This window comes from Bradyrhizobium sp. 35 (genome assembly GCF_023073215.1).
Classification (GTDB): Bacteria; Pseudomonadota; Alphaproteobacteria; order Rhizobiales; family Xanthobacteraceae; genus Bradyrhizobium; species Bradyrhizobium canariense_D.
Window position 1 is genome coordinate 75,596 of the sequence record NZ_JADPJC010000144.1, and the last position, 26,497, is coordinate 102,092.

Annotated in this window: 23 protein-coding genes; 14 read left to right on the plus strand and 9 right to left on the minus strand. The window is 64.1% G+C overall.

Features of this window, described 5'->3' with window-relative positions:
• The first annotated feature begins 57 nt into the window (after positions 1–57).
• On the plus strand, positions 58–873 hold the full coding sequence (locus IVB36_RS29095; protein ID WP_018460051.1) for a thioesterase family protein: 816 nt from the start codon (positions 58–60) through the stop codon (positions 871–873).
• Between the two features lie 149 nt (positions 874–1,022).
• Here IVB36_RS29095 and IVB36_RS29100 read toward each other — a convergent pair whose 3' ends face one another.
• The 3 genes from IVB36_RS29100 to IVB36_RS29110 all read right to left on the minus strand — a co-directional run bounded on the left by IVB36_RS29100 (position 1,023) and on the right by IVB36_RS29110 (position 6,346).
• Positions 1,023–2,639 (minus strand): phosphoenolpyruvate carboxykinase, encoded by a 1,617-nt coding sequence (locus IVB36_RS29100; RefSeq protein WP_018460052.1) that lies wholly within the window; start codon positions 2,637–2,639, stop codon positions 1,023–1,025.
• A gap of 299 nt (positions 2,640–2,938) precedes the next feature.
• Positions 2,939–5,533 (minus strand): CHAT domain-containing tetratricopeptide repeat protein, encoded by a 2,595-nt coding sequence (locus IVB36_RS29105; protein ID WP_026233933.1) that lies wholly within the window; start codon positions 5,531–5,533, stop codon positions 2,939–2,941.
• Between the two features lie 63 nt (positions 5,534–5,596).
• Entirely contained in the window at positions 5,597–6,346 is a 750-nt protein-coding gene (locus tag IVB36_RS29110; protein ID WP_026233934.1) for a DUF2470 domain-containing protein, read from the minus strand.
• Between the two features lie 242 nt (positions 6,347–6,588).
• Between IVB36_RS29110 and IVB36_RS29115 the strand changes: the two genes are divergently transcribed.
• The 5 genes from IVB36_RS29115 (at position 6,589) to IVB36_RS29135 (ending at position 10,582) form a co-directional block, all read left to right on the plus strand.
• A complete protein-coding gene (locus IVB36_RS29115) occupies positions 6,589–7,290 on the plus strand; it encodes a response regulator transcription factor (protein WP_007597749.1) in 702 nt (233 codons plus the stop codon).
• 116 nt (positions 7,291–7,406) lie between these two features.
• Positions 7,407–9,212 (plus strand): sensor histidine kinase, encoded by a 1,806-nt coding sequence (locus tag IVB36_RS29120; protein ID WP_018460056.1) that lies wholly within the window; start codon positions 7,407–7,409, stop codon positions 9,210–9,212.
• The gene (locus tag IVB36_RS29125) at positions 9,209–9,733 is read left to right on the plus strand and encodes an HPr kinase/phosphatase C-terminal domain-containing protein (protein WP_018460057.1); all 525 of its coding nucleotides are present in this window, start codon (positions 9,209–9,211) and stop codon (positions 9,731–9,733) included. The genes IVB36_RS29120 and IVB36_RS29125 overlap by 4 nt, the downstream gene beginning before the upstream one ends.
• A gap of 133 nt (positions 9,734–9,866) precedes the next feature.
• Positions 9,867–10,268, plus strand: coding sequence for a PTS sugar transporter subunit IIA (locus IVB36_RS29130; RefSeq protein WP_007597752.1), 402 nt, complete (start codon positions 9,867–9,869; stop codon positions 10,266–10,268).
• Entirely contained in the window at positions 10,265–10,582 is a 318-nt protein-coding gene (locus IVB36_RS29135; RefSeq protein WP_018460059.1) for an HPr family phosphocarrier protein, read from the plus strand. Before IVB36_RS29130 ends, IVB36_RS29135 begins: the two co-directional genes overlap by 4 nt.
• A gap of 15 nt (positions 10,583–10,597) precedes the next feature.
• Here the strand turns inward: IVB36_RS29135 and IVB36_RS29140 are convergent, their stop codons facing one another.
• Complete coding sequence (locus tag IVB36_RS29140) at positions 10,598–12,223, minus strand: glycosyltransferase family 39 protein (protein ID WP_026233935.1); 1,626 nt, start codon at positions 12,221–12,223, stop codon at positions 10,598–10,600.
• A 126-nt stretch (positions 12,224–12,349) separates the two neighbouring features.
• Between IVB36_RS29140 and lepA the strand changes: the two genes are divergently transcribed.
• Positions 12,350–14,161: a translation elongation factor 4 gene (lepA, locus tag IVB36_RS29145; RefSeq protein ID WP_018460061.1), complete on the plus strand. Its 1,812-nt coding sequence runs from the start codon at positions 12,350–12,352 to the stop codon at positions 14,159–14,161.
• Between the two features lie 268 nt (positions 14,162–14,429).
• Here the strand turns inward: lepA and IVB36_RS29150 are convergent, their stop codons facing one another.
• Positions 14,430–15,203 (minus strand): SDR family NAD(P)-dependent oxidoreductase, encoded by a 774-nt coding sequence (locus tag IVB36_RS29150; protein WP_018460062.1) that lies wholly within the window; start codon positions 15,201–15,203, stop codon positions 14,430–14,432.
• Positions 15,204–15,384: 181 nt separating this feature from the next.
• On the opposite strand from IVB36_RS29150, the gene IVB36_RS29155 reads away from it, so the two are divergent.
• Positions 15,385–15,708: a response regulator gene (locus IVB36_RS29155; RefSeq protein WP_245288562.1), complete on the plus strand. Its 324-nt coding sequence runs from the start codon at positions 15,385–15,387 to the stop codon at positions 15,706–15,708.
• Between the two features lie 20 nt (positions 15,709–15,728).
• Here the strand turns inward: IVB36_RS29155 and IVB36_RS29160 are convergent, their stop codons facing one another.
• Both IVB36_RS29160 and IVB36_RS29165 read right to left on the minus strand, forming a co-directional pair.
• The gene (locus IVB36_RS29160) at positions 15,729–15,938 is read right to left on the minus strand and encodes a hypothetical protein (RefSeq protein WP_085352004.1); all 210 of its coding nucleotides are present in this window, start codon (positions 15,936–15,938) and stop codon (positions 15,729–15,731) included.
• A 14-nt stretch (positions 15,939–15,952) separates the two neighbouring features.
• Positions 15,953–16,126 (minus strand): hypothetical protein, encoded by a 174-nt coding sequence (locus tag IVB36_RS29165; protein WP_007604975.1) that lies wholly within the window; start codon positions 16,124–16,126, stop codon positions 15,953–15,955.
• 501 nt (positions 16,127–16,627) lie between these two features.
• On the opposite strand from IVB36_RS29165, the gene IVB36_RS29170 reads away from it, so the two are divergent.
• From IVB36_RS29170 to IVB36_RS29175, 3 genes are all read left to right on the plus strand, one after another.
• A complete protein-coding gene (locus IVB36_RS29170) occupies positions 16,628–17,089 on the plus strand; it encodes a GNAT family N-acetyltransferase (protein ID WP_018460065.1) in 462 nt (153 codons plus the stop codon).
• Positions 17,090–17,197: 108 nt separating this feature from the next.
• On the plus strand, positions 17,198–17,695 hold the full coding sequence (locus tag IVB36_RS40045; protein ID WP_253075158.1) for an amidase family protein: 498 nt from the start codon (positions 17,198–17,200) through the stop codon (positions 17,693–17,695).
• The gene (locus tag IVB36_RS29175; RefSeq protein ID WP_253075226.1) at positions 17,695–18,804 is read left to right on the plus strand and encodes an amidase family protein; all 1,110 of its coding nucleotides are present in this window, start codon (positions 17,695–17,697) and stop codon (positions 18,802–18,804) included. Before IVB36_RS40045 ends, IVB36_RS29175 begins: the two co-directional genes overlap by 1 nt.
• A 154-nt stretch (positions 18,805–18,958) precedes the next feature.
• On the opposite strand, the gene IVB36_RS29180 is transcribed toward IVB36_RS29175, so the two are convergent.
• A complete protein-coding gene (locus IVB36_RS29180) occupies positions 18,959–20,338 on the minus strand; it encodes a TAXI family TRAP transporter solute-binding subunit (protein WP_051113073.1) in 1,380 nt (459 codons plus the stop codon).
• 277 nt (positions 20,339–20,615) lie between these two features.
• On the opposite strand from IVB36_RS29180, the gene IVB36_RS29185 reads away from it, so the two are divergent.
• On the plus strand, positions 20,616–21,770 hold the full coding sequence (locus tag IVB36_RS29185) for an acyl-CoA dehydrogenase family protein (RefSeq protein ID WP_247393987.1): 1,155 nt from the start codon (positions 20,616–20,618) through the stop codon (positions 21,768–21,770).
• A 206-nt stretch (positions 21,771–21,976) separates the two neighbouring features.
• Entirely contained in the window at positions 21,977–22,717 is a 741-nt protein-coding gene (locus IVB36_RS29190) for a hypothetical protein (protein ID WP_247393990.1), read from the plus strand.
• A gap of 53 nt (positions 22,718–22,770) precedes the next feature.
• Here IVB36_RS29190 and IVB36_RS29195 read toward each other — a convergent pair whose 3' ends face one another.
• On the minus strand, positions 22,771–24,942 hold the full coding sequence (locus IVB36_RS29195; RefSeq protein ID WP_018460069.1) for an EAL domain-containing protein: 2,172 nt from the start codon (positions 24,940–24,942) through the stop codon (positions 22,771–22,773).
• Between the two features lie 459 nt (positions 24,943–25,401).
• Here IVB36_RS29195 and mepA point away from each other — a divergent pair, with 459 nt between their 5' ends.
• On the plus strand, positions 25,402–26,346 hold the full coding sequence (mepA, locus tag IVB36_RS29200) for a penicillin-insensitive murein endopeptidase (protein WP_026233938.1): 945 nt from the start codon (positions 25,402–25,404) through the stop codon (positions 26,344–26,346).
• Positions 26,347–26,497: the final 151 nt, after the last annotated feature.

Below are 26,497 nucleotides of genomic sequence, written 5' to 3' on the forward strand. Positions count from 1 at the left end.
TGCACAAGCCGGCGGCGGACGTGATATGACGTCCGTCATTGAACGCCGGATCGAATAATGCACGCCAAGCTCCCGCACCCTTTCGACGACGCCACCCGCGTCACCGCCGGTGACTCCAGCTGGCAGGGACACACCAGCGACGATTACTGGGCCTTTGTCGGCCCGTTCGGCGGCGCCACCGCCGCGACTATCCTGCGTGCGCTGATCGAGCATCCGGAACGTGCCGGCGACCCGCTGGCGCTCACCGTGAATTACTGCGCGCCGATCGCGAAGGGGCCGTTCGATCTCGACGTGCGGCTGGTGAAGGCTAATCGCTCCAGCCAGCACTGGAGCGTCGAACTGTCGCAAGGCGGCGGCGAGGTCGCAACGCTCGCCACCGCCGTGTTCGCCGAACGCCGGCCGTCCTGGGAGCACAGGGTGGCGCAATATCCCGATGCAAAGCCGTTCGAAGAGACGATGCCGTTCCCGAAGATCGCGGCGTCCTGGGCCAACCAGTACGAATTCCGCTTCGTCGAGGGCGAGATGCGGATCGGCCCGCTCAAGCCCGAGCTCGCCAGCACTTACTCAAAGCTCTGGATCAGTGATCGCGAACCGCGCAAGCTCGACATGCCGTCGCTGATGTCGATGTCGGACGCCTTCTTCGGCCGCATCTTCCACGCGCGACGCGAGCTGGTTCCGTTCGGCACGGTGTCGCTGACGACGTATTTCCACACTGACAGCGAAGAGCTCGCCGCCGAGGACATCACGCGCGTGCTGGCGACGGCCGATTCAAAGATCATGCACAAGAGCTACGCCGACCAGAACGCCGAGCTGTGGTCGCCGAACGGAAGACTGCTCGCGACCACGACGCAGATCGCCTATTTCAAGGCGTAGCTGCTTCCGCGAGTTCGCCATCAATCCAGACTGTTTCCGCGGAGGGATTCTGGATTGCTTCGCTGCGCTCGCAATGACGGTGGAGAGACATCTTGAAAAGCAAAAGGGCGGCCTCGCGGCCGCCCTTTCGAATTTCAAACGACGCAAGCTTACTCCGCCGCGAGCTTCACGTCCGGTGCAGCGGCGCGGACCTCGGCGTCGACCTGGGCTTCGAACTTGGCAAAGTTCTTCTGGAACATGCCGACCAGCGCGCGGGCGGTCTTGTCGAACTCGTCCTTGTCCTTCCAGGTGTTGACCGGGTTGAGGATCTCGCTCGGCACGCCCGGCAGCGCGGTCGGGACCGCGAAGCCGAAATATTTATCGGTGCGGAATTCGACGTTGCGAAGCGAGCCGTCGAGGGCCGCGGTCAGCAGCGCGCGCGTCACCTTGATCGGCATGCGCGAGCCGGTACCGTACTTGCCGCCGGTCCATCCCGTGTTGACCAGCCAGCAGTCGACATTGTGCTGGGCGATCAGGTCGCGCAGCATGTTGCCGTAGACGGAGGGGTCGAGCGGCAGGAAGGGCGAGCCGAAGCAGGTCGAGAATTCCGGCTGCGGCTCATTGCCGAGACCGCGCTCGGTGCCAGCGACCTTGGCGGTGTAGCCCGACAGGAAGTGATACATCGCCTGCGCCGGCGAGAGCTTGGCGATCGGCGGCAGCACGCCGAAGGCGTCGGCGGCGAGCATCACCACGTTCTTCGGCTGCGGTGCGCGGCCGGTGCGCGAGGCGTTCGGGATGAACTCGAGCGGATAGGCCGAGCGCGTATTCTCGGTCTTGGAGCCGTCGTCGAAATCGACCACGCGGGTGTCTTCGTCCAACACGCAGTTCTCGAGCACCGCGCCGAAGCGGGTCGAGGCGGCATAGATCTCGGGCTCGGCTTCCTGCGACAGCTTGATGCACTTGGCGTAGCAGCCGCCTTCGAAGTTGAAGACGCCGTTCGGGCCCCAGCCGTGCTCGTCATCGCCGATCAGCGTGCGGTTCGGATCGGCTGACAGCGTGGTCTTGCCGGTGCCGGACAGGCCGAAGAAGATCGCCGCATCGCCCTTGGCGCCGACATTGGCCGAGCAATGCATCGGCATCACGCCGCGCTCGGGCAGATAGTAGTTCAGCGTGGTGAAGACCGACTTCTTCATCTCGCCGGCATAGTAAGACCCGCCGATCAGCACGATCTTGCGGGCGAAATCGATCGCGACGACATTCTCCGACTTGCAGCCATGGCGCTTCGGATCGGCGCGGAAGCTCGGCATGTCGATGATGGTGAGCTCGGGCACGAACGCCGAGAGCTCGATCGCCTCGGGACGGATCAGCAGCGTGCGGATGAACAGCGAGTGCCAGGCGAGCTCGGTGAAGACGCGGGTCTTGATGCGATAAGCCGGATCGGCGCCGCCATAGAGGTCCTGTGCGAACAGCGACTTGCCTTCGGCGTGCTTGAGGAAGTCCTGGTAGAGCGTCTCGAACTGCTCTGCGGTGATCGACTGGTTGCCGGCCCACCACATCTTCTTGTCGGTGGTGGCGTCACGCACCGTGAATTTGTCCTTGGGGCTGCGGCCGGTGAACTCGCCGGTGTCGGCGCAGAGCGCGCCATCGGCCGACAGCACCGCCTCGCCCGCGGAGAGCGCGTATTGATAGAGTTGCGGCGCACCGAGGTTCCAGTGAACCTGCTTGAGATTCTTTAAGCCGAATTTGTCGGCGCCGAAGGCACCGTTGCGCACGCCCGTCTCTTGCACGAAAAATCCTCCTAGAACCCACTCAGCGCGATCATGCTTGGCGCCGCCGCGGTCACCGTGATTACAGGCCGTTCGGCCTCGGTTGGAACGACCTAATACTGATGAACGCTGGCGTTGCCAAGCTGATCCCTTAGGATTTGGTTTATTCAAGGACCGCGCCAAACGTCGCGCATGTCAGCTCTGAGCAGGCGCATCAAAAAATCGACAATGATCGCGCAACCAAATGTGCGTTTCGGCGTTTCCTGAGGTTATTGCAACGCACAATGTCCAAGACAGCTGAAGGACAATCGCAGCCCGCCCTATCGTACCGCGCCTTCGCCGATGAGCGCGAAGGGCCCCCACATCGCTGGATAGGCGTTGCGCGGAGACGAGGTGTCGTCAACGTAGGTTAACATCGCGCGGCGCAAGGCTTCGGCACGCCCGATTTGTGGTTCGTTTTTGAGCAGCTCGAAAGTCATCGTGGTCAGGCGGGTGGCAGCTTCCGAATCCACGGCCCAATGCGAGACCAGGAGCGCGCGCGCACCGGCGTAGAAGAACGAGCGCGCCAGTCCCGACAGGGCCTCGGCGCCGGGCTTGTCGCCCGCGATGGTGTTGCAGGCCGACAGTACAACCCAATCCGCATTGAGCTTGAGCTGAGCGACTTCACTCGCGGTGAGTAGACCGTCGTCGAGTTCAGTGGGCTGATCGGGAATGGAGAGCGCGAGCGAGGGCTCACCCAGTCCCTTGATGTCGCCGGCAACGAGGCCGTGGGTGGCAAAGTAGATGATGCCGTATTGAGCAAGCGCTGCACGCTTGAGCGTCGTCTCGCTGGCGTCGCGGCCGAGATGAATGTCGGCCTCGGAAGCCCCGACATCCCTGGCCACCGCGTTCAACTCATCGGCGGTGTCGGGCAGTTGCGGCAGCGCCTGCGCAAGCCGCGCGCGATCGACGCCGGCACCGCGCCAGAAATCACTATAGGCGATGGTCGCGATGCTGCGCGCGGCGACCTTGCCGTTCGCGGCGCGCCGCTCGGCGGGCCCTTCCAGTGCAGGATTGAACACGGGATCGCCGAAGCCGGTCATCGGCTTCACGCTTTGATCCCGACGCGCGAAGGCCCGCAGCGATTTCAGACTGCCCACCGACGGCAGCACCGAGACGGCCTGGCGCCGCAGCAGCCAGGCGGCGCCGCGATAGCCTTCGAGCGTGTCCGGGATCGCAGCCTGCGGCTTCTCCGTGACGAGCAGATGAAACGGCAATGCGGTCAGCGCAGCCGACGGCACCACCAGCAGGCTGTGCTTGTGCTTTGTCAACGCCTCGACCGGACCGAGCAGCGCGACATGGAGCTCGTTGGCGAGCGCCAGATCGAACAATCCGGATTTGCCGGAGGCGTCGCGCGCTTTGCCGACGTCGAGTCCCTTGCGGAATGCCGTCACCTTCTGCGTCAGCGCATCCGCGCCGAGTGGGATGGCCTTCCAGTCGACGCCCTCGCGCGTGATCGCGATGACACAGCTCTGCTTGTCGACGACGGAATAGAGCACCATCGCCTCGTCGGCCGACAGCAGCAGCCGGATGTCCTTTGCCGTCAACGGCAGCGGATTGGAGAGTGACGCGTAGTCGGGAAACTCGACCGCGAGCGTCTTCTGCAAGCCCGCACGCTCGTTGGCAATCATTGCAATCCGCGCGCGGCTGCGCTGTTCGGTTGCGAGATCGCGCTGCGCGGATTGCTTCGACACTGCGGCAACGATCGCCTTGTCGAGTGCCTCTGACTCAGCCGCGAGATCCTGATCCCGGCGCACCAGCTCGGCGAGCCGGTCGCTGCCGGCGGCAAGCCGAACCGCGAGCTTGTTCACGGCGGATGCGGCGGAGGATTGCGTGCCGCGCTGGATCGCGGCGAGGGCCTCGTCGAGCGCCTTGTCGCCGGACAGCAGATCTTGTTGGCGCGCGGCGAACAGGACCGGCAAGACGATGCGCAACTGGGCGCGATCGCCCCGAAGAGTCCTTTCCGCGAAAGGCAATGCGTCCGCGGCGCGCCCGGCCACGTAGAGGAAATAAGCCAGATTGCCGGTCGAGGTCATGACCTCGGGATGATCGGGCCCGAGTGCATTTTCGCGGATGACCAGCGCGCGACGATAGAGCGGCTCGGCGTCACCGTAGCGCTGCTGGTGCTCGTAGAGGCCGGCGAGATTGTTCAGCGAGCGGGCGACGTCGGGATGATCCGGTCCCAGCACCTTATCCCGGATCGCGAGCGAGCGCTTGATCGGCGCTTCCGCGTCCGCATCGCGATTGAGATCGCGATAGACCTGGCCGAGATTGTTCAGGACGGTGGCCACCGCCGGATGCTCGGAGCCGCCAGCCTTCTGGTAGATCGCGAGCGCCCGCTGAAACAGCGGCTCGGCTTCGGCATAGTGCTGCTGCTTCACATAGAGCGTGGCGAGATTATTGAGTGACTGGCCGACATCGGGATGCTCGCGCGACAATCCCTTCTCGCGAACGGCGAGCGCGCGCTTGAACAGCGGCTCAGCCTCGGCGTAGCGGCTCTGCCGCTGGTAGAGCGCGGCGAGGTTGCTCAGTTCGGCTCCGATCAACGGGGTTTCGAGACCGAGCGACTTTTCCATCAGCATGATGGCGCGCTTGTAGAGCGGCTCCGCCAGATCGTCGTGGCCCTGACCGGCATGAACCTGGCCGAGGTTGTTCAGCGCGGCGGCGAGTTCGCGACCTGTGTCGCTCTTCTCCAGGTTCGCGACCATACCTTGCGCCAAAGGCAGTGCTTCCGAATATCTGCCGGCGCTCATGAGGGTGTTGATCCGCGCGCTCTCCGCGGCGAGACCTTTCTGGGCGACGCTAGGCGTGACAAGCGATGCGGTGATCGCGAGCGTCAAACCCGCAACCAGCGTCCGTCTATTCCATTCTGTCATGACGCTCTCGCCGCCGCCTTCTGACCGGTAACGAACTTGGGTCGCGGCGATGGGCAGCAGCGTTCAATGTGTTGCGCTCTGGTTCATCCTGGTGCGCGCTTCGCCGGCGAGGCGAACCAGCATCTTGCGCAGCGCCGTGCCATCAGCCACCCGCTCCGGAAAATCCAGCCGCAAGACGGTCTGGCCGTCCTGCATGTCGAGGCCCTCCGGGTCGCAGCCGGTGCAGCGCCAGTCGCCCGCGGCAGCACCGAGCAGTTTTGTTGCATAGAGGCCCATGGCCTCGCGGTGGTCGGCATTCATGTGCTCCACCGCGCCCTCCTCCGCCGTCAGCAAGTCCTCGGCCCCCGTGAGGTCGGTCAGGAATTGCTCCGGCTTGAGGTCGACGATCCGGCCGAAGCCGGCGACCAGATGGGTTCCCGTAGGCCGGATCCGAAAGAAAGAGAAATCTTTAAAGGAAACAAAGGCTCCCGCTGAGGGATGAGCATTGAGATACCGTCGCCGGAGCAGATCCTTGTCGGCATCGGCCGGCTCGGCATGGCCGGACAGCATGATCCGGGCACCTTCCAGCGGATCGCCCGCCGCCCGCTCGTCCAGCATCAAGGACACCCGGCTGTCGGCCAGGATGTTCCTGGTGTGCACGGCCAATCCTGAGATCAGCAGGATCGGAGAGCCATCCGGATGGCTCGCCAGATTGACCAGGGAACAATAAGGATCGCCGCTGCCGGCCATCAATGTCGCCAAGGCCCCCTGCCGTGACCGCCGCAGCAGCGATTTGGCGAGCTTTCCGGGGTCGAAGTCGGGGGTCGGTTGCATCGGCTTTCTCGGGTCAGGTGGTTGCATGGAGGGCCTTTTTTCGGGTAAACCGGGGCCCGGTTATGGGTCGAGATGCGGCGAATCTGCCGTGTTTCGTGGAACTTGGTCACACTTCAGCCTAGCTTGCATTGCTCGGTGACAAGGTTCGAATGCCAACATCGGCACCCATGTATGCGGCGCATCAGTGGATTGCTCGCCGTTTTCAAGCCACGACCCAAACGGAAAGCAGAAAGCAGAGGCTCATGCCCACAATCGCTTTGGTCGACGACGACCGCAACATTCTCACATCCGTCTCGATCGCGCTGGAGGCCGAAGGCTATCGCATCATGACCTATACCGACGGCGCCTCAGCGCTCGACGGTTTCCGCACCACCCAGCCCGATCTTGCCATCCTCGACATCAAGATGCCGCGCATGGACGGCATGGAGACGTTGCGCCGGCTGCGGCAGAAATCCGACCTGCCGGTGATCTTCCTGACCTCGAAGGACGAAGAGATCGACGAGCTGTTCGGCCTCAAGATGGGCGCCGACGACTTCATCCGCAAACCGTTCTCGCAGCGCCTGCTGGTCGAGCGCGTCAAGGCGGTGCTGCGCCGTTCGGCGCCGAAGGACCCGACCGTCACGCCGAAGGAGAACGACGCCAAGGCGCTCGACCGCGGCCTGCTGCGCATGGATCCTGAACGGCACACCTGCACCTGGAAAAACGAGCCGGTGACGCTGACCGTCACCGAATTCCTGATCCTGCAGGCGCTCGCGACCCGGCCCGGCGTGGTGAAGAGCCGCAACGCGCTGATGGACGCCGCCTATGACGACCAGGTCTATGTCGACGACCGCACCATCGACAGCCACATCAAGCGGCTGCGCAAGAAGTTCAAGGTGGTCGACAACGAGTTCGAGATGATCGAGACGCTCTACGGCGTCGGCTACCGCTTCAAGGAAGCCTGAGGCGCACGCGCCTCCACGAAAGACCGAGAGCATCGCCGGTTCTGATTCCATCGGGACCGGGATGGCTCTAGGATGCGGGGACCTTCGCACGAGCTGTCCTAACGCGGGCGTGAGCATTGCTTGACCGAACGCAGCCTGACGAGAACCAGAACGCCGAGGACGTCACCGCCCACGGCGCTCCGGATCAATTGGCTGAGGACAAGCTGGCCGTGCGGGGCTGGCGTCCACTGAACTGGTTGAAGCGCGCCGGGCAGTTCTTCTTCGCGCTGTCCTTCTCGAGCCTGACCCGCCGCATCGTCTCGCTCAACCTCGCCGGCCTGGTCGCGCTGGTGGCGAGCATCCTCTATCTGTCGCAATTCCGCGCCGGCCTGATCGACGCGCGCGCGCAGAGCCTGCTGGTGCAGGCGGAGATCATCGCCGGCGCGATCGCGGCGTCCGCGACGGTGCAGACCAACGCCATCACCATCGACCCCGACCGGTTGCTCGACCTCAAGCCGGGCGAGACCTATGGCGGCTCGGACGAGTATTCCCCGCTGGATTTTCCGATCAATCCGGAGCGCGTGGCACCGGTGCTGCGCACGCTGATCTCGCCGACCAAGACGCGCGCCCGCATCTACGACCCGAACGGCAGCCTGCTGGTCGATAGCCGCAGCCTCGATACCGTGGTGCGCTTCCCCCTGCCGTCAGTGTCCGCCGAGAAGCCTGGCATGGTCGAACGCGGCATGGTCGCGGTCCGTACTTGGCTCAATCGCGGCGACCTGCCGCTCTATCGCGAGCTCGGCCCCGAGAACGGCAATGGCTATGCGGAGGTCGGCGACGCGCTCCAGGGCCAGAAGCGCTCGATGGTGCGGGTCAATGCGCGCGGCGAGGTGATCGTCTCTGTCGCGGTCCCCGTGCTGCGCTCGCGCGCCATCCATGGCGCGCTGATGCTGTCGACGCAGGGCGACGACATCGACCAGATGGTCACCGCCGAGCGCCTCGCCATCCTCAAAGTGGGCGGCGTCGCCGCCGCGGTCATGATCATGCTGTCGCTGCTGCTCGCCAGCACGATCGCAGGTCCGGTCCGCCGGCTCGCCGATAGCGCCGAGCTGATCCGCCGCCGGATCAGGACCCGCGTCGAAATTCCCGACTTCACCCGTCGTCGCGACGAGATCGGCCATCTCTCCGGTGCGCTGCGCGACATGACCAGTGCACTCTACAGCCGCATCGAAGCGATCGAGATGTTCGCCGCCGACGTCGCGCACGAATTGAAGAACCCGTTGACCTCGTTGCGCTCCGCGGTCGAGACGTTGCCGCTGGCGCGCAACGAGAACAGCCGCGCGCGCCTGCTCGAGGTGATCGAGCATGACGTCAAGCGGCTCGACCGGCTGATCTCGGACATCTCCGACGCCAGCCGTCTCGATGCAGAACTGCAGCGCCAGGATGCGATTCCGGTCGACCTGCGCCGCCTGCTGACGACGCTCGTCTCCGTCGCCAATGAAACCAAGCTCGGCCATGACGTCGCGGTCGAAATGCGTTTCGAGGGCCGCAGCCCGACCGACAATTTCGCCGTGACCGGCCACGATTCGCGACTCGGACAAGTGGTCTCCAACCTGCTCTCGAACGCACAGTCCTTCTCCGAGCCCGGCAACAAGGTGCGCCTCACCTGCCGCCGCGTACGCGGAGAGATCGAGATCGTGGTCGACGACGACGGCCCCGGAATCCGCGACGACGCGCTGGAGCGCATCTTCGAGCGCTTCTACACCGACCGCCCTCATCAGGGCTTTGGCCAGAACTCCGGCCTTGGCCTGTCGATCTCCAAGCAGATCGTCGACGCACATGGCGGACGCATCTGGGCGGAGAACCGCCTCGGCCCGGCGGACGAGGACGGCGCGCCCAGTGTTGTCGGCGCGCGTTTCGTGGTGAGGCTGCCGGCGCTATGAGCGACGGTGGCCCCAGCGTTCACGCCTCGGCGGTCAAGGTTGGAGATCTGGCGGTGCTGATCCGCGGGCCCTCGGGCTCCGGCAAGTCGCGCCTTGCCTTCGATTTGATCATGGCAGGACGCAGCGGCGTGCTCGAAACGGCCGTTCTGGTCGGTGATGACCGTGTCCATCTGGCGACAGTCGGCCGCGAAATTGAGGTCCGCCCCGCCCCGGTTCTGGCCGGCCTGATCGAGATCCGGGGGCTGGGAATCCGCCGCTGCGACTTTGTGGAGCATGCGACCGTCGGCCTCGTGGTCGATCTGGACGCCGCGGATGCGGAGCGGCTGCCGCCGGCCCAATCCCTGAAAACAGCCATTTTAGGTGTCGAAATACCACGAATCCCAGTCGGCCGCGACTATTTGCCCCTTCCTCTGGTTGTCGCGGCCTTGACCACTACCAAGAGTTCATCTCCCGTTAACCCTTCAGGCGATTGTTTGAAGGGAAATGGTAACCATATGAACCCCACACTCGCGACCGAATAGACCGGCGCAGCTCCCCTTATCCATCCGTCTAGATTCAGGGAGATACGCAACATCCCCTCTTGCGCGGGGGCTCTGGATGGTCAAAGTGGCGCGTTCGTGCGGTGCACCAAAAGCGCCCGCGAGGAGTTTTCCGATGATTGGTCTAGTACTTGTGACCCACGGGCGCCTTGCCGACGAATTCAAGGCAGCGCTTGAACATGTCATGGGCCCACAAAAGCAAATCGAAGCGATCACGATCGGCGCCGAAGATGATTCCGATCTCTGTCGAAGCGACATTATCGAGGCGGTTAACCGCGTCGATTCCGGCGACGGCGTCGCGATCCTCACCGACATGTTCGGCGGCACGCCGTCCAATTTGGCAATATCCTGCATGAGCCGGCCGAAGGTCGAAGTGCTCGCGGGCATCAACCTTCCCATGCTGGTGAAGCTCGCCAAGGTGCGCGAGGAGCGTCCGCTCCCCGACGCGATCGCGATGGCCCAGGAAGCCGGCCGCAAATACGTCACCATCGCCAGCCGCGTCCTCGCCGGCAAATGAGCGACGAGGCGCCGCAAGCCGGGACGGGCGTGCCCGCGGGCGCGATCTCCAAGGACCTCCTGATCATCAACAAGCGCGGCCTGCACGCGCGGGCCTCCGCCAAGTTCGTTCAGGCCGTCGAGCGTTTCAGCGCGCAGGTCTGGGTGACGCGCGGCGGCGAAACCGTCGGCGGCACCTCGATCATGGGCCTGATGATGCTCGCCGCCGGTCCCGGCACCACCATCACGGTCGCCGCGTCCGGCGATGATGCCGAGGCCGCGCTCGCGGCGATCACCGAACTCGTTGAAAGCAAATTCAACGAGGAAGGGATTTAGGCGGATTCGCTTCGATCAATTCCCCGGCGGCGCGATGTAGATGTTCCAGCTCATCGACGGACCGGCTTTGCCGTGAGTGAAACGGCGCGTCGTCATTACGATGCGCTCGGCCTTCGGCGCAACTTCGGACACCCATTTTTCGAACGCCGGCAGGCGACCATCGGCCGGGTCGAACACGCCGATGAAGCCGTATCGCTTGACGTCATCGGGCGAAATCAATCCGGACCCCCAGGCCTCGAGCGGCGTGAACGCGGCCGGATGATCCGGGCTGTAGAACACCATCGGCTGGATCGATTCCATGGTGCCGGCGACGACCGCCCAGTGCGAGGCGAAGCGCGCGTGCCAGGCCTGCGTCAGCTCGCGCGCGAGATCCGAGCGCGCGCCGTAAGTCGCCGTATTGCCGGCATTGGCCGCCATCTCGCGGGCGGCGATCCAGGGCGAGGCAATGAGCGTGGCAACGCTGAGCACGAGCCAGATCGCGACAATGTTGAACAGCGCAGCGCTCTGCACCCGCAACGCCGGGATCGCGACCAGCGCCAAGGGCACCAGGAAGAACAGCGAGATGCCCCAATCGGTCTTCATGTAGATGCTGAAGGCCAGCGCGCCGAGCGCGGGGCCGACCGCGACGATGATCTGGATGAGCCAGACGTTGCGCGCCTGCGAAAGGTTCACGCTGGAATTCGCGCCGCGCGCCCAGTCCCGCGTGACGATGCGCAAGGGCGCACGCAGGAGCAGCCTGAACCAAGGTGGCACCAGCGCCATCGCCAGCGCGGCCAGCGCCACCGGCAATGCCAGCAGCGCGACATTATGCAGGGCATAGCCGGTCACGAGCTGATGCACCTGGCCGCTGTCCTCGAGGCTGTAGGTATCGCCGGCATAGGTCAGCGGCACGAAATGCGCGTCCGCCAGCCACACGATGTGCGGGATCATCGCCACCACCATCGTCGCGATCGCAACCCACGGTGCCGGCGACGACAGGAATCTCATTCGCTCCGGATGGATCAGCGCGGCAAGCCCGATGGCGCCGATCATGGTCAGCACCCAGTATTTGGTCATCAGCGCCAGCGCGCCGGCAAGGCCGAGCAACACTCCGGACTGCCAGCTCCGCTTCTCGAACGCATTGAGATAAGCGAGCACGAGGAGCGGCAAGGTGACGAGCTGGAGCAGGTCGGGATTGTACTTGAAACCCTTGAAATTGAAGATCGGGTAGAGCGCGACCATCACCACGACCAGGAACGCGCGCCGCGCATCCACGACGCGCAGCGCGATGAGCCAGCAGATCACCATACCGGTGCCGACGGTCGCCATCGCCAGCGCATAGGTCGCCCAGTCCGTCGGCGGGAACACTGTGAACCAGAGGCCGGCGACCCAGCCCGACAGCGGCGGGTGCTTGCCATAGCCCCAGAGGAATTTCTGCCCCCAGCCCCAGGCTTCCGCGACGTCCATGTGAACGTCCTGCGCTGCCTTGAGATTGATCAGGATGAAGGTCCAGAGCACCGCATGCAGGATGGCGAGCTGGATCACCAGCCAGAGGCGCGCCTCGGGGCGGGTCGCGCTGGCAACCAGCCAGGCGCGAAAGCGGGCATAGCTCACCCGGGTCTTCGCGCGCGCTCGGGCAGACGGGATCGAGGTCGTCGTCATGGGCCTGGACATCAGGCGTTGCGTAGCGCGTTTCGGGCCTTCGTGGAATCAGCTTGGCGTGAACAAAGGCCCTGAAATTACAGCAATATGGTTGCCGCACGGGGGTGTGAGTGGTATCCCGCGCCCATGACGACCGTCCCCATTTCCAACATCCGCAATTTCTCCATCGTCGCCCATATCGACCATGGCAAATCGACGCTGGCCGACCGCCTGATCCAGATGACCGGCGGCCTCACCGACCGGGAAATGGCGGGCAAGGAGCAGGTGCTCGATTCCATGGATATCGAGCGCGAGCGCGGCATCACCATCAAGGCGCAGACAGTGCGCCTCGCCTACCGCGCCAAGGACGGCAAGGATTACATCTTCAACCTGATGGACACGCCCGGCCATGTCGACTTCGCCTACGAAGTGTCGCGGTCGCTGGCGGCCTGCGAGGGTTCCCTGCTGGTGGTCGACGCCAGCCAGGGCGTGGAGGCACAGACGCTCGCCAACGTCTACCACGCGCTCGATGCGGGGCATGAGATCGTTCCGGTCCTGAACAAGGTCGACCTTCCCGCCGCAGAGCCGGAGAAGGTCAAGCAGCAGATCGAGGACGTCATCGGCATCGACGCCTCCGAGTCCGTGATGATCTCGGCCAAGACCGGCCTCGGCGTGCCCGATGTGCTGGAAGCGATCGTCACCCGCCTGCCGCCGCCGAAGGGTGATCGCGAAGCGACGCTGAAGGCGTTGCTCGTCGACAGCTGGTACGACGTCTATCTCGGCGTGGTGGTGCTGATCCGCGTCGTCGACGGCGTCATGAAGAAGGGCAGCCGGGTCCGCATGATGGGCACGGGCGCGGCCTATGACATCGAGCGCGTCGGCTTCTTTACCCCGAAGATGACGCAGGTCGACGAGCTCGGCCCCGGCGAGATCGGCTTCATCACCGCCGCGATCAAGGAAGTGGCCGACACCCGTGTCGGCGATACCATCACGGACGACAAGAAGCCGGTCACCGAGATGCTGGCGGGCTTCAAGCCGGCCATTCCCGTGGTGTTCTGCGGCCTGTTCCCCGCCGACGCCGACGACTTCGAGACCTTGCGCGCGGCGATGGGCAAGCTGCGCCTCAACGATGCCAGCTTCTCCTACGAGATGGAGACCTCGGCCGCACTCGGCTTCGGCTTCCGCTGCGGCTTCCTCGGGCTGTTGCACCTGGAGATCATCCAGGAGCGTCTGTCGCGCGAATTCGATCTCAACCTGATCGCGACCGCGCCGAGCGTGATCTACAAGATGAGCCTGACCGACGGACAGGAAATCTCGATTCACAATCCCGTCGACATGCCTGATGTGGTCAAGATCGCGGAGATCCAGGAGCCCTGGATCGAGGCCACGATCCTCACCCCCGACGAATATCTCGGCAGCGTGCTGAAGCTGTGCCAGGACCGCCGCGGCTCGCAGAAGGAGCTGACCTATGTCGGCTCCCGCGCCATGGTGAAATACGATCTGCCGCTCAACGAGGTCGTGTTCGACTTCTACGACCGCCTGAAGTCGGTCTCCAAGGGCTACGCCTCGTTCGACTATCATCTCACCGACTACAAGCCGGCCGATCTGGTCAAGATGCAGATCCTGGTCAACAACGAGCCGGTCGACGCACTCTCGATGCTGGTGCATCGCACCCGCGCCGAGGGGCGCGGCCGCGCCATGGTTGAGAAGATGAAGGATTTGATCCCGCCGCACATGTTCCAGATCCCGATCCAGGCGGCGATCGGCGGCAAGGTGATCGCGCGAGAGACGGTGCGCGCGCTGCGCAAGGACGTCACCGCAAAGTGCTACGGCGGCGACATCACGCGTAAGCGCAAACTTCTGGAGAAGCAGAAGGAAGGCAAGAAGAAGATGCGGCAGTTCGGCAAGGTCGACATCCCGCAGGAAGCCTTCATCGCCGCGTTGAAGGTGGACAGCTGAGGCGACGGCTTTAGGCCGCCGCGAGCGCGGCGAGACAGGTCCGGTCCGCGCTTTTCGGGACCGAAAACAAAAAAACGCGAAAACAACCCCATGCACAGTAGCGAGGGGCTTGTTCGGATTGAACTTTTGATTTTCAGAATTTCGTTTGACTCGTCGGGCAAAACAGGGGCATGATGGCATCATGCAGCACGTGGCAATGCCGTGCGCATGAGAGGCAGCATCGGCCTCCCGACGCTTTGGGAAGATGTGGGCTTCAGGCGAATTGCTTCTACGCCGGTGGAAGCATCACTCCCGTCAACTCGCCCAGCCTGTCCAGAAGCCGCTCCTGAAAATCGGGATCAACTGCTTCGTGCGCCGGCTCTTGTTGCCGGAGGTCATGCCAGTAACGACCGCTGACCAGGGCGGCGGGATCATCGCTCACAGCGAGCCAGGTCTGCGTCCGTTGTCCGGTGGCCACGCCGACCGGCGCTCCGGCACCGCCCATTTTGGTGCGCGCCCAGCCGGGATCGACGGCGTTGCTCAGCACCTGCGGCCAACGCCGCGCCAAGGCAAAGGCCAGTGCGACCATGTGCAGTTTGCTCTCCGCGTACGCCTTGGCCGGATCCCAGGTTCGCCTCGTCCAGTCGAGATCGCTCAACGATCCCTCTCCGCCGCGATGTAGTCCGCTGCTGAGATACACCAGCCGATCGGGGCGCTTCATCAGGGCGGTGAGCAAATAGGGCGCGAGCGTGTTGATTGCCAGGGTGGTGGCGTGGCCTTCGGGCGTCGGGCCGCGGCTGCGCTCGGTATAGACCCCGGCGTTGTGGATGACCGCGTCCATTCGTCCGATTGCGTTGACCTGATCTGCCACGTGTCTCGTCTGGGCGGCGCTCTTGAGATCGCCGATCACGACCCGTGCGGAATGCGATTCAAGCTCGGAGATTGCGGTCGCACGTTCCGCTGATCGTGCGTGCAGGACGACCTGGTGGCCCTGTTCGAGCAGAGACTGGGCAGCTGCGCGGCCCAGACCGTCCGTGCTGCCGGTGATGAAGACGATTGCCATTGCCGCTCCTGTTCGACCCCCGCTTCGGCGCCTGCGTCGAAACCTCAAGGAGAATGCAACATGTTCGACTGATCATGCCGTGGCGCAAGGAGCGCCGAACGAAGACATCACAACCGAACAATCTTCCGGGATGCGCATTAACATCCGATAAGTTGGGAATGACCGCATGTCGAATTTCGTCATGCTGCTGGTCGAGGACGACTCACTCCAGCGCGAAGTTCTGTCCGACCTTCTCAAGGACGAAGGGTTCGAAGTCGTCGAGTGCGCCACTGCGGAAGCCGCGGAGCTTATCGTGGCCTCGACGGGCACGGAGCTGCGGGCGCTCATCACCGATCACAACCTCGCAGGGAGAATGACCGGGCTTGAGCTCGCAGAATACGCTCGCAGTGCTCATCCGGGGCTCAACATCGTGCTGATGTCCGGGACGGTGATGGCGCCGCTGCCGCCCAACACGACCTTTTTGCGCAAGCCGTTTGCGCCCGCCCATTTGCTGGCGGCCGTGTAGAACCAGGATGCTCTCGAAGGTCATCCGCCCGAATTTTCTGCGCCGACGGTGTTCTCGCTCTCCGGCACCGTTAGCCGGACGGAATGACCCTGCCGCATGGCGAGCGATGCCGCGGCCACAGCCGCCTCGAAAGCGGCTTCCTTGGTCTGGTAAGTGTTCCGGATTTCGCCATCGTGGTCGACGTGCCAGGCACCGTCCCTGCCAACAATATCATAGGCTGCGAGGCCCATAGTCTATCCCTCCTTCATGCGTCCGGTGTTGCCTTGGACGCCTGGGTGCTGCTCACCGGGTCCGACGCCGGGAAACTGTCCTTCAAGCCCTTGTCCAGCTCGTCGTCCCTGGCCTTGTCGCGTCGGATGCCACGCTTGAGATCTTCCGCGTTCTTGTCCGGCGGTGCCGGATCGAATTTCTCGGTCATGCAAGTGTCCTTTCGCTACCTCAAACGCCTTGAGCTCCTGACCGTTCCTTCAGAGGAACCAACGCTGTCCGGTTTGGTGTTGAATGGAAAACCAGAGGGCGCCCGCAGCGCGGGTCTCTTTCATTCAGGTTGCGCCTCCAGCTATAATGCATCCTGAGATAGTATACGCATCGTTCCATCAGGAGAATGCAATGAAAGCGTCGGTTCTTGCGTTAGGGGGCTTGCTGATTTTGTCGATCACATCAGCGAACGCAGCACCCAAAGCCACTGTCGCCCCGACCACGGCGGCCAGTTCGGTCGCATGTTCCACCTCGGGTGGCGGCTTTGGGAGCTATCCGTCAGGCTGCCGAAACGGAGCTAACTTCAAGACCTACAATGAATGCAAGGAATCAGGCGTCAAGCGCGGCTGGAGACACGAAGACATGGCGTGGTACTGCAGCGGTCTGGGACTGCAATAGCGAGCGGTCTTTGTGCTTTTCACGCCGCGAACTGGAGTGGCCCATGGAATGCACAATCCGTCCTGCACTTGAAGATGACGCCGCTCATATCAGCGCGGTCATCGTGCGTGCACTGCGGGAAACCAACGCGAAGGATTATCCGAACGAGGTCATCGAAAGGATCGTGCGCGGCTTCAGTCCGGACGCTGTGCGGCAGCTCATTGGGCAACGCACCGTTTTTGTCGCTACCATCCGCAGCCGCATCGTCGGGACCGCGAGCCTCGACGGGTCCGTCGTCCGCACTGTCTTCGTCGCTCCACACGTTCAGGCCCGCGGCATCGGCAAGCTGCTGATGGCCGAGATCGAGCGTACCGCACGCGAGCGCAACATCCCTTCGCTGACCCTTTCTTCCTCAATCACCGCTGAAACCTTCTACGCCGGCCTTGGATTCAGGGCGGCGCGCGACAGCTATCATGGTGACGAACGCACGATCGTCATGGAGCGATTGCTCGATGGCAGTTCGTAAGATGGGCTTGGCGCTTGCGAAACCCATCGCCCCTCATTGATCCTCCCCGCCAAATCCGCCACGATAGTGCCTCTCGCACTCGCGATGGAATGGAGCAAGGAAAGGCAAATGTCCGAGCTTCCTAGAGCTGGCCTGACTGAGCCGCCGGCGTCGACCATGCAGATGCTCGCGCACGCGCCCATGAGCGACGTCATCGATGCCTTGGCCGGCAGACGGATCACCGCGAGAGCGCTGGCGGAATTCTATCTCGCGCGCATCGCGGCCTATGACCGCGACGGGCCTAAGCTCAACTCGGTCCGTGCACTCAATCCCGATGCGCTCGCCGGCACGAGGCCGTCGGCCCAGCGGCCGCTGGCGGGCGTCCCTATCCTACTCAAGGACAATATCGCGACCGGAGACGAACAGCCGACCACGGCGGGCTCGCTGGCGCTGGAGGGCGCGCGCGCCAGGGATGATGCCACCATCGTCAAGCTGCTGCGGAGCGCCGGCGCGGTGATCCTGGGCAAGGCGAACCTGACGGAGTTCGCCAACATGCTCGCGATCGACATGCCCTCGGGCTATTCATCGCTGGGCGGGCAGGTAAGAACCCCTACGCACCAGGGCTGATGGACGAGCACGGCATCCCGGTTCTGACCCCAGGGGGCTCAAGCTCGGGTTCGGCGGTCGCGGTGGCGGCCGGACTGTGCGCGGCCTCGATCGGTACCGAAACCTCGGGCTCGCTGCTGCACCCCGCCAGCCTGAACGGCCTCGTCACCGTGAAACCGAGCGTCGGGCTGATCAGCCGCGCCGGCATCCTGCCGCTTGCGCACAGCCAGGACACCGCCGGTCCGATGACGCGCACGGTGCGCGATGCCGCGATGTTGCTGAATGTGCTGGCTGCCAAGGACCCGCTCGACCCAGCGACGCAAGAGCAGCGGCGGCCGGCCGACTACACCGCCGGCCTCGTCGCCGACGCGATGAAGGGCGCGCGCATCGGCGTGCCGAGCGACCCCGCTGACCCGCTGAACGATTGCTATTACGGCAAGCTGCCGGCGAAGTCGGCCAAGCTGATGGCTGAGGTGATCAAGGTGCTGGAGGATCTCGGCGCCGTCATCGTGCGCGCCAGCATGCCCACACTTGGCTGGATCGGTGGGCCGGGCACGACCATGGCTGTGCTCAACCGCAATCCGCTCAGCGCCCACAAAGGCACGGTCGCAAGGCCGCCGGTCGTCTTTCTGTACGAGCTGAAGCACGATCTCAATCTCTACCTGAGGGATTGGGCGACCAACACTGACATCAAGACCATGGCCGACATCGTGGCCTTCAACGCAGCAAACGCCGACAATGCGCTGCGTTTCGGACAGGACCACTTCCTCGCCGCTGACTTGACCAGGGGCGATCTGAGCGAGCCCGAGTACAAGTCCGCACGTGCCATGGACCTGCTCTCCGCCAGGACGCGCGGCATGGACGCCTATATGAACCAGCACGAGCTCGACGCGGTGCTATTCCCCGGCGCCTATGGCGCCGCAATCGCCGCCAAGGCAGGTTATCCCAGCGTCATGGTGCCCGGCGGATTCGTCTCGGGGACAGACGACGGCAAAGACACGCCCGACTATCCGCTCGGCGTCACTTTCGCAGGGCGCGCCTGGAGCGAGCACAAGCTGCTGCGTCTGGCGTATGCCTTCGAGCAAGCAGCCAACGCACGCAGGCCGCCGTCGGGTCTGCCCGAGCTGTGATGTCGCCCGTGTCAGCGCGAGCTGGCGAGACCGACGCTAGGACCAGCTTGATCCTCCCCGCCGGATAGACCACGATTGCCTCCTTACCGCTCACACCAAGAATGGGCGAGGAAACGCGCATGAACGCAACTTCCGGATACCAAAGCCGGTATCGCTACCGCCGCGCGGCGAGCACGTTCGAAGGAGGGGTTTGCAACGCTGCGCGCCTCTCGCTGAGCGCATGATCGAACAGTTCGAGCACCAGGCCGAAGGCTGCCAGCTCCTCTTCCTCGATGGCGCCGTCATCGTAGCAGCCAAGTGTTTCGACGATGATGGCGTCGACCTCCTGCTGCATGGCCAATAGCTCGTGGTCGAATTCCGCGGTGCGCACCTTGGAAACCAGCGCCAGAATTCTGTTGCGATGGCCAGTGTTCTCGTCGCGTTCATCCCGATTCAGATATTGACGCAGCCAGGCGCCGGCCGAGCCAATGCCGGAGAGAAGCAGGAGCGCAAACCAGAAGTAGTCGCCATATCTGTCGAGGAAGGTGCGCTCGGTCCCGTCGATCACGGCCGCCGCTCCCCGATGAACCGGCAGCTCGGCTTCCTTCTCGGTGTCCGGCTTGGTGATTTGCGCAGCGCCAGGCACCTGCCTGGCAATCGCCTGCCGGAGGGCAAATTGCTGGCGGTAAAACGCTGACACTGTCGTTTCGGACAAGGCTTTCCGGGCGACGATCAAATGGCTGACACTGACGGTCTCCACCTTGTCATCGGGCCAGGCTGGATTCGCATTGAAAATGCTTGGCGGAATTTCCTCCGATTCATAACGCGGATGCTTCAGGGCGATGGCTTCCGATGCGTCGATCGCGAGAAATTTCGGCTCGCCACGCGCCCGGGCGGTCGCGGCGACGGCGTCGGCAGTTATCTTGCTGTCGAGCGGACCGACAGCCATGAAGGCGTCGAGGCTCGGGTCACGCGCCAGCTCCTCGAGCTGGCCAGTGCCGAATTGAGTGACCGTGACCTTGTCCGGCTCCACACCGGCGGCGCTCAGGATGACTCTCAGCAACGCGGCGTTCGCCGGGGTCGCGCCGATCACCCCCACCCTGCGCCCTGCGAGATCGGCGACCTCCTTGATTTTGGGCGCCGGCTTTCGCTTGGAGCCCTTGCCCGCCGGTCCCGAAGAAGACCACAGCACGACGAAGTTCTTGCGCAAGATGACGACTGTTTGCGCGTCGGCCGGCATTTCCAGATCGCCCCGACCGACCGCAAGGTCGGCCTTGCCGGCACCGAGCAGAGCGAGAGCTTCGGCCGCTCCGGCGGTCGCGATCGGAGACAACCTCACCGTCCTGCTTTCGTTGGCAAAGGCCTCGGTCATCGCCTCGATCACCTTGTGATCGTTGCTTCCCGGCGGTCCGACGGCAATCCGAAGCGTTATCGGCCGCAGCGCGTAATACAACGTGCCCGCAGCGGCACCGAAAACGAGAAATCCGATGGCTAAAATCAGCAATAGGGTCTTCGTCTGTCTCCGCCCTCTGCGGGCTGCGTCACTGCGTTTCATCGGAGCATCAGACGAGGACATTTGCCGCTGCCGGTTGGAGGCCAAAATCGCTGCCTGTTTCGGAACAGTATCATGCTCTTCTGGAAAACGATAATGTCGGAGCAGCCCCAAAAGTTTCTTGGCCCGGCGTGAGCCTTTCGAGCTTGCGCGATCATCTCTGATTCCGCACTTCACGTGGCGATGGCCGGATTGACGCCACACCAACTTGATCCCCCTCGCCAAATAGATCACCATCGTGCGATTGACCGCTCACGGTAGAATGGGCGAGGAAACGCGCATGAACGCAACTTCCGGATTTGGCCTCGTCGAGCGGGCACGGGCTATTGCGCCGCTGATCGCGCGCGAAGCCGACGAGATCGAGCGGACGCGGCGACTGACCGATCCCGTCGTCGGCGCGCTGATCGAGAACGGGCTCTATCGCGCGCTGCTGCCGCAGAACCTTTGTGGCGCCGAAGCGCCGCCGGAAGCCTTCATGCAGATGCTGGAGGAGATCGCGAAAGCGGATGCCTCCACCGCCTGGTGCCTCGGCCAATGCACGGTCTGCGCCATGATCGCGGCCTCGCTCGACCACGACACCGCGCAGGAGATCTTCAACACGGCGCCGGGCATCCTCGCCTGGGGCGCGATCGCGCATGAGGCGCGGGCGGTCGAAGGCGGCTATCGCGTCACGGCGCGCTGGGATTTTGCCTCCGGCTCGCGGCAGGCGAGCTGGCTCGGCGCGCATGTCCGCATCGTCGGAGCCGACGGCGCGCCGCGGAAAAATGCCGACGGCTCGGCGGAGGTGCGCACCATCCTGTTTCCGGTCGCGAGCGGCGTGCTGCACGACGTCTGGCAGGCGATCGGGCTCGCCGGCACCGGCACCGATTCCTACGAGGTCGCCGACCTGTTCATCCCCGAGCGCTTCACCGCGTTTCGTGACGTGCCGTCCGCGCTACGCGAGCAGGGTCCTCTTTACAGGATCGGCACCGGCTCGACGTTCAGCCTCGGCTTTGCCGCGGTGTCGCTCGGCGTGGCGCGCGCCACGCTGGATGCCGCGATCGCGCTGGCGCGCGGCAAGCATCAGTCGCTGGCGGCAAGCGCCATGCGCGACAACCAGGCGGTCCAGGGCCTGATCGGCCGCACCGAGGGCGACCTGCGGGCCGCGCGCGCCTATCTCTATGCGACGGCAAGTGCGATGTGGCGCGATCTCTGTACGACCGGCGAATTCAGCGCGGCACATCGGGGCTCGGTTCGCCTCGCCGCGACCTGGACCATCCACCAATCGGCCAAAGTGGTCGACACCGCCTATCACATGGCCGGCGCGACCGCCGTATTCCGCAGCAATCCGTTCGAGCGCCGCTTTCGCGACATGCACGCCATCGCTCAGCAGATCCAGGCGCGCGACACGCATTACGAGGATGTCGGTAAGATGATCCTTTCAGGGGACCGCTGACGTCGAGCAGTTACGAAAGTGCACGCACGCTGACCTATATTGAGTTGCCCTCCGGCGTCTTCGTCGCTGAACCTTCGTGAATTTTCTCCGACTAATTTCCATAGCTATAGGAACGACAGCTTTTCCGCTGTAACCGCGCCGACCACATGGAAGTGATGATTCCGAATTCTTCTTAGCGCGCTGGATTTGCGCAAGAGAGGTCCGTTATGGGCCGAACAGCTGGCAGGAAAGTCAGTTGCCATGCCATTCAGGGGCGTTCGCCGGGATGGCACCATGGTGGCATTCTCATTATCGCCATCCTCTGCATCGCATGCACTTTCCTGTTTGCGAGCGAGGCCGTGGCTCAATGCTCGGCGCGAGACGTCCTGCGGAATCACCTGAAGCTCAAGCAAGCGCCGTCTGGGCCGCAAATCCCAATCAAATCCGCCGTCGATGTCCCTGCGTGGAAGACGATCAGGATCGGGACGTTTGCAAACTTCTTCGCCCTCAGTAACGCTTTGGATGCGGCAGGTTGTGGCATCGGAAACTCGGCCGGCGAAATTCTCGCGCGGCCGACGTTTAACGTGAGCGCCACGACAACGAGCGTAGAGCTTTTCACGGTGTCGGCAGCCGAACTGGGCTTTCGGACCGACACTGCGTTGCTGGCAGACATCTACGCGCGCGCCAAACAATTGGGTTTCGGCCTGGCGGCTGCAGAAGTCGGACCACAACTGAGGCTTCAATATTTCGACCAGCCGATCGGTGAGTTTCTCATCATCGGAATGGAGCCAATCAGGACCTGGCAGGGCGCCCCCGTCATCTTGAATGTAGCCAATGGCGGCGCGGGACTTATCCTCATCGGCCAGGATGGCAGCGCCGACGCACAGATCCCCGCGGCATCCCGTTTTGTATTCGTGCGGTCCCATGAAACCGCTCCTGCCGAGGCCGTAACACTTGTCGGCCACTGAATTTCCGGGTTTGTGCATCTCGAGACGCAAGACAACAGGTCAGCACCTTAACCCTAGGCCACCAGCGCGGCGTCCTCGCCTACGCCGTCGATGCCGCGCTGCGCGGCGAGCAGGCTGATGATCTGCGCATTCGGCCGGGCCTTGCTGAACAGAAAGCCCTGGCCTTCGTCGCAGCCCTCAGTGCGGAGGCAGCTCAGCTCGGCTTCGGTCTCGACGCCTTCGGCGGTGATGGTGACGCCGAGGCCTTTGCCGAGGCTGACGATCGAGCGAATGATCGCCTGTGCCTCGCGATTGGCGCCGAGATCGCGCACGAAGGACTGGTCGATCTTGATCTTGTCGAACGGGAAGCTGCGCAGATAGCTCAGGCTGGAATAGCCGGTGCCGAAATCGTCCATTGAGATGCGCACGCCGAGCGCGCGCAGCGCGTGCAGCGTCGCCAGCACCTGGGCGCTTTTCTCCAGCAGCAGCGTCTCCGTGATCTCGAGTTCGAGCCGCCGCGGCGGCAGGCCGGAATGCTTCAGCGCATCCGTCACCACCGAAAGCAGATTGCCGCTGCGGAACTGGAGCGGCGACAGGTTGACGGCGACGCGGACGTCGTCCGGCCAGGTCGCGGCATCGTGACAGGCCCGGCGCAGCATCAGGCCGCCGAGCGGATTGATCAGCCCGGTTTCTTCCGCGACCGGAATGAACTCGGCCGGCGAGACCATGCCGCGCTCGGCATGCGGCCAGCGCACCAGCGCCTCGAAGCCGGTGATGCGGCCGCTCTGGAGGTCGATCAGCGGCTGATAGTACGGCCGCAGCACGTCGTTCTGAATGGCGTCGCGCAGCTCGACCTCGATCTTGCGGCGGGTCTGCGCTTTCGCATCGAGCGCCGCCTCGAAGAACGCGAACGATCCGCGCGCATCCAGCTTGGCGCGCGACAGCGCCATGTCGGCGCTCTTGAGCAGCTTTTCGGAATCGTCGCCGTCGCCCGGCGCCATCGCGATGCCGATGGAGGCACCGACCACCACGGAATGGCCGTCGAGCAGATAGGGATCGGCGATGGCTTCGAGCAGGCGCTTGGCCAGCAGCACCGCATCCTCGGGACGCGTCAGGCCGCTCTGCACGATGGCGAACTCGTCCGAGTTCAGCCGCGCCAGCGCGTCGTTCTCGCGCAAGGTCGAACGCAGCCGCTTGGCGACGCCACGCAGCAGCTTGTCGCCGACCGCGTGTCCCAGCGTGTCGTTGACCGCCTTGAAATTGTCGAGCCCCAGCATCAGCAGGGCGACCTTGTCGGTGCTGCGCCTCGTATGCAGCAGCATCTCGTCGACCTGCTGGCGCAGCAGATTGCGGTTTGGCAGACCGGTCAGCCCGTCATGCTGGGCCATGAAGGCGAGCCGCGCCTCGGCGCGCTTGCGCTCGGTGATGTCCATCAGCGCGAGCAGCACCGCGGGCCGCTCGGCATAGATCAGTTCGCGCGAATAGATCGCAAGGTCGATCAGGGCGCCGTCGGCCCTGACGTGCTTCCAGGTGCGTCCGGCCTGCTCCTCGCCGGCCGCATCGGCGGTCCAGGGCGGCTCACTGTCGAAAGCCTGAAGGGAACGGATCGTCAGCCGCTCGAACTCGGCGCGGCTGTAACCGTAATGGGCGACCGCGGCATCGTTGACGCCGAGGATGCGCTCATCGTCCAGCGCGCAGACGATCATTGGGACGGGATTGCCGTCGAACAGCAGGCGAAACGAGGCCTCGCGCTGCTTCAGCTCGGTGATGTCGACGCGCAGGCCGACGACGCCGCCGTCGTCGGTCAGCCGCTCGTCGATCAGGATGACGCGGCCGTCCGCCAGCTTCTGTTCGTGGCGCGCGCCGGGCTGATAGAGCCTTTGCAGCCGCTCGGCGATCCATTCTTCCTCATGGCCGGCAGCCTCGGGATAGTCGCCGCGGGCGACGCCGATGCGCAGCGTGTCCTCGAGGCGCGCGCCTTCCTCGAACAGATCGGCGGTCTTGCTGTAGATCTCCGCGTATTGCTTGTTCCAGAGGACGTAGCGGCCCTCGGCGTCGAGAAACACGATGCCTTGCGGCAGGATCTCGATGGCCTGGCGCAGGCGCTCATGGGATTTGCGCGCTTCCGCGATCGCGGCCTCAGCCTCGGCACGGCTGCGCAGAACTTCGTCGCGTTCGGACGGAAGATGAGGGGGGCGCGCAAAGCGCGGCTTGCGCGGGTGCAGGCCGCCGAGCACGCTGCCCATTCGCTTTTTCGGCTTTCGAAACCCCAAACTCAACTTCACTCGTCCCAGTCGCACCCAGCCCCGCAACTCTTGGGGCAAGTGTCTGAAAAAAAGGTAATCCTGGGTGGCATGGCGATGGGACGCACGGTCTGGCAGTCTCGACAAAACAGCCCTCATTGCCCGTTTGCAAGGCGCGGCCGTGCCGATGGGCGCTCCAAGCGCATCGCATTGTCGTCATCGGAGAACGAGATGGCGCAAAATTGCGCGCTGCCTTGAATCATTTCCGGGATCCCGCGCGCTTGCATGCAGAAGGGGGTGAGTACGCGTCCCACGCACGAATTTTGGTCAATGCATGAGAGGGTTATCGCATTGTTAAAAACCGGCCGGCCGACGCACCGGGAACTACGACTTCGAGACGATATTTCAGCGGAAGGACTGTTCCTTAACCCTGACGCTGTGTTGGGTTATAAGAATGTCAACATGAGTCCCCGCCGCCTCGCCCCTCTCCTGCTCGTCATGACGCTCCTGGCCGCCGGCGACGCGCTGGCCCAGGACAAGGGCAGCGTCAACCCAAAGCCGCTGCCGCCGCTCGCCAATCCAAACGATCCCACTATCGGCGCCAAGGAGCTGTTCGCGCGAAAGCTGCTGCCGTCGAAGGGACCGGCGCACGTCATCGGCTCCTATGTGAAGGGCTGCATCGGCGGCGCCGAGCAGATGCCGCTCAACGGCGACAATTGGCAGGTGATGCGGCTGTCGCGCAACCGCAGCTATGGTCACCCCGCGATGATCGCGCTGATCAAGCGGCTTGCGGCAAGAGCGCACAAGGACGCGGGATGGCCGGGCATCCTGGTCGGCGACATCGCCCAGCCGCGCGGCGGGCCGGCGCTGTCCGGCCATGCCAGCCACCAGATCGGCCTCGATGCCGACATCTGGCTGACGCCGATGCCTGACCATCGCTTATCGCGCGAGGAGCGCGAGGACATGTCGGCGGTGATGATGGTGCGCCCGGACCGGCTCGACATCGATCCGAAGGTGTTCACGCCGGGCCATGTGCTGGTGCTGCGCGACGCGGCGCAGGAGCCGGCGGTGCAGCGCATCTTCGTCAATGCCGCGATCAAGAAGGCGCTGTGCCGCGAGGCCAAGGGCGACCGTTCCTGGCTGTCGAAGATCCGGCCGTGGTGGGGCCACGACTATCACTTCCACATCCGCATGCACTGCCCGGCGGGCGCGAGCGACTGCGAGGGCCAGCCGTCGCAATCCGAGGACGAAGGCTGCAAGCCCTCCGATCTCGCCTATTGGTTCAGCGACGGCGTGCTGCACCCCAAACCCCCGCCGGAGCCCCCGAAGCCGAAACCGCCGATGACGCTGGCGCAGATGCCGGCGGCGTGCAAGGCCGTGCTGCACGCGGGCAATGCGAAGCCGTAAAACTCTCCGCCAGGATGACGAATTCCTGGTTGGCGCTATGCGAACCGTCGCCTTTGACCTGTTCCGCCACCCTGTTATGATGACCCAGCGATCGCTTGCCGGACCGTAAGTCCGTCGGGCCTGCCGGAACAGCGCTTCCGCCGGTCGCAAG

Coding starts and splice junctions, on each gene's coding strand:
- IVB36_RS29125 (WP_018460057.1), top strand. CDS start 9,209: ATGAGCGACGGTGGCCCCAGCGTTCACGCCTCGGCGGTCAAGGTTGGA.
- mepA (WP_026233938.1), top strand. CDS start 25,402: ATGAGTCCCCGCCGCCTCGCCCCTCTCCTGCTCGTCATGACGCTCCTG.
- IVB36_RS29095 (WP_018460051.1), top strand. CDS start 58: ATGCACGCCAAGCTCCCGCACCCTTTCGACGACGCCACCCGCGTCACC.
- IVB36_RS29160 (WP_085352004.1), bottom strand. CDS start 15,938: ATGGGCCTCGCAGCCTATGATATTGTTGGCAGGGACGGTGCCTGGCAC.
- IVB36_RS29150 (WP_018460062.1), bottom strand. CDS start 15,203: ATGGCAATCGTCTTCATCACCGGCAGCACGGACGGTCTGGGCCGCGCA.
- IVB36_RS29165 (WP_007604975.1), bottom strand. CDS start 16,126: ATGACCGAGAAATTCGATCCGGCACCGCCGGACAAGAACGCGGAAGAT.
- IVB36_RS29185 (WP_247393987.1), top strand. CDS start 20,616: ATGAACGCAACTTCCGGATTTGGCCTCGTCGAGCGGGCACGGGCTATT.
- IVB36_RS29110 (WP_026233934.1), bottom strand. CDS start 6,346: ATGCAACCGACCCCCGACTTCGACCCCGGAAAGCTCGCCAAATCGCTG.
- lepA (WP_018460061.1), top strand. CDS start 12,350: ATGACGACCGTCCCCATTTCCAACATCCGCAATTTCTCCATCGTCGCC.
- IVB36_RS40045 (WP_253075158.1), top strand. CDS start 17,198: ATGTCCGAGCTTCCTAGAGCTGGCCTGACTGAGCCGCCGGCGTCGACC.
- IVB36_RS29140 (WP_026233935.1), bottom strand. CDS start 12,223: ATGACGACGACCTCGATCCCGTCTGCCCGAGCGCGCGCGAAGACCCGG.
- IVB36_RS29190 (WP_247393990.1), top strand. CDS start 21,977: ATGGGCCGAACAGCTGGCAGGAAAGTCAGTTGCCATGCCATTCAGGGG.
- IVB36_RS29130 (WP_007597752.1), top strand. CDS start 9,867: ATGATTGGTCTAGTACTTGTGACCCACGGGCGCCTTGCCGACGAATTC.
- IVB36_RS29170 (WP_018460065.1), top strand. CDS start 16,628: ATGGAATGCACAATCCGTCCTGCACTTGAAGATGACGCCGCTCATATC.
- IVB36_RS29180 (WP_051113073.1), bottom strand. CDS start 20,338: ATGAAACGCAGTGACGCAGCCCGCAGAGGGCGGAGACAGACGAAGACC.
- IVB36_RS29115 (WP_007597749.1), top strand. CDS start 6,589: ATGCCCACAATCGCTTTGGTCGACGACGACCGCAACATTCTCACATCC.
- IVB36_RS29195 (WP_018460069.1), bottom strand. CDS start 24,942: ATGGGCAGCGTGCTCGGCGGCCTGCACCCGCGCAAGCCGCGCTTTGCG.
- IVB36_RS29105 (WP_026233933.1), bottom strand. CDS start 5,533: ATGACAGAATGGAATAGACGGACGCTGGTTGCGGGTTTGACGCTCGCG.
- IVB36_RS29155 (WP_245288562.1), top strand. CDS start 15,385: ATGCTGCTGGTCGAGGACGACTCACTCCAGCGCGAAGTTCTGTCCGAC.
- IVB36_RS29175 (WP_253075226.1), top strand. CDS start 17,695: ATGGACGAGCACGGCATCCCGGTTCTGACCCCAGGGGGCTCAAGCTCG.
- IVB36_RS29135 (WP_018460059.1), top strand. CDS start 10,265: ATGAGCGACGAGGCGCCGCAAGCCGGGACGGGCGTGCCCGCGGGCGCG.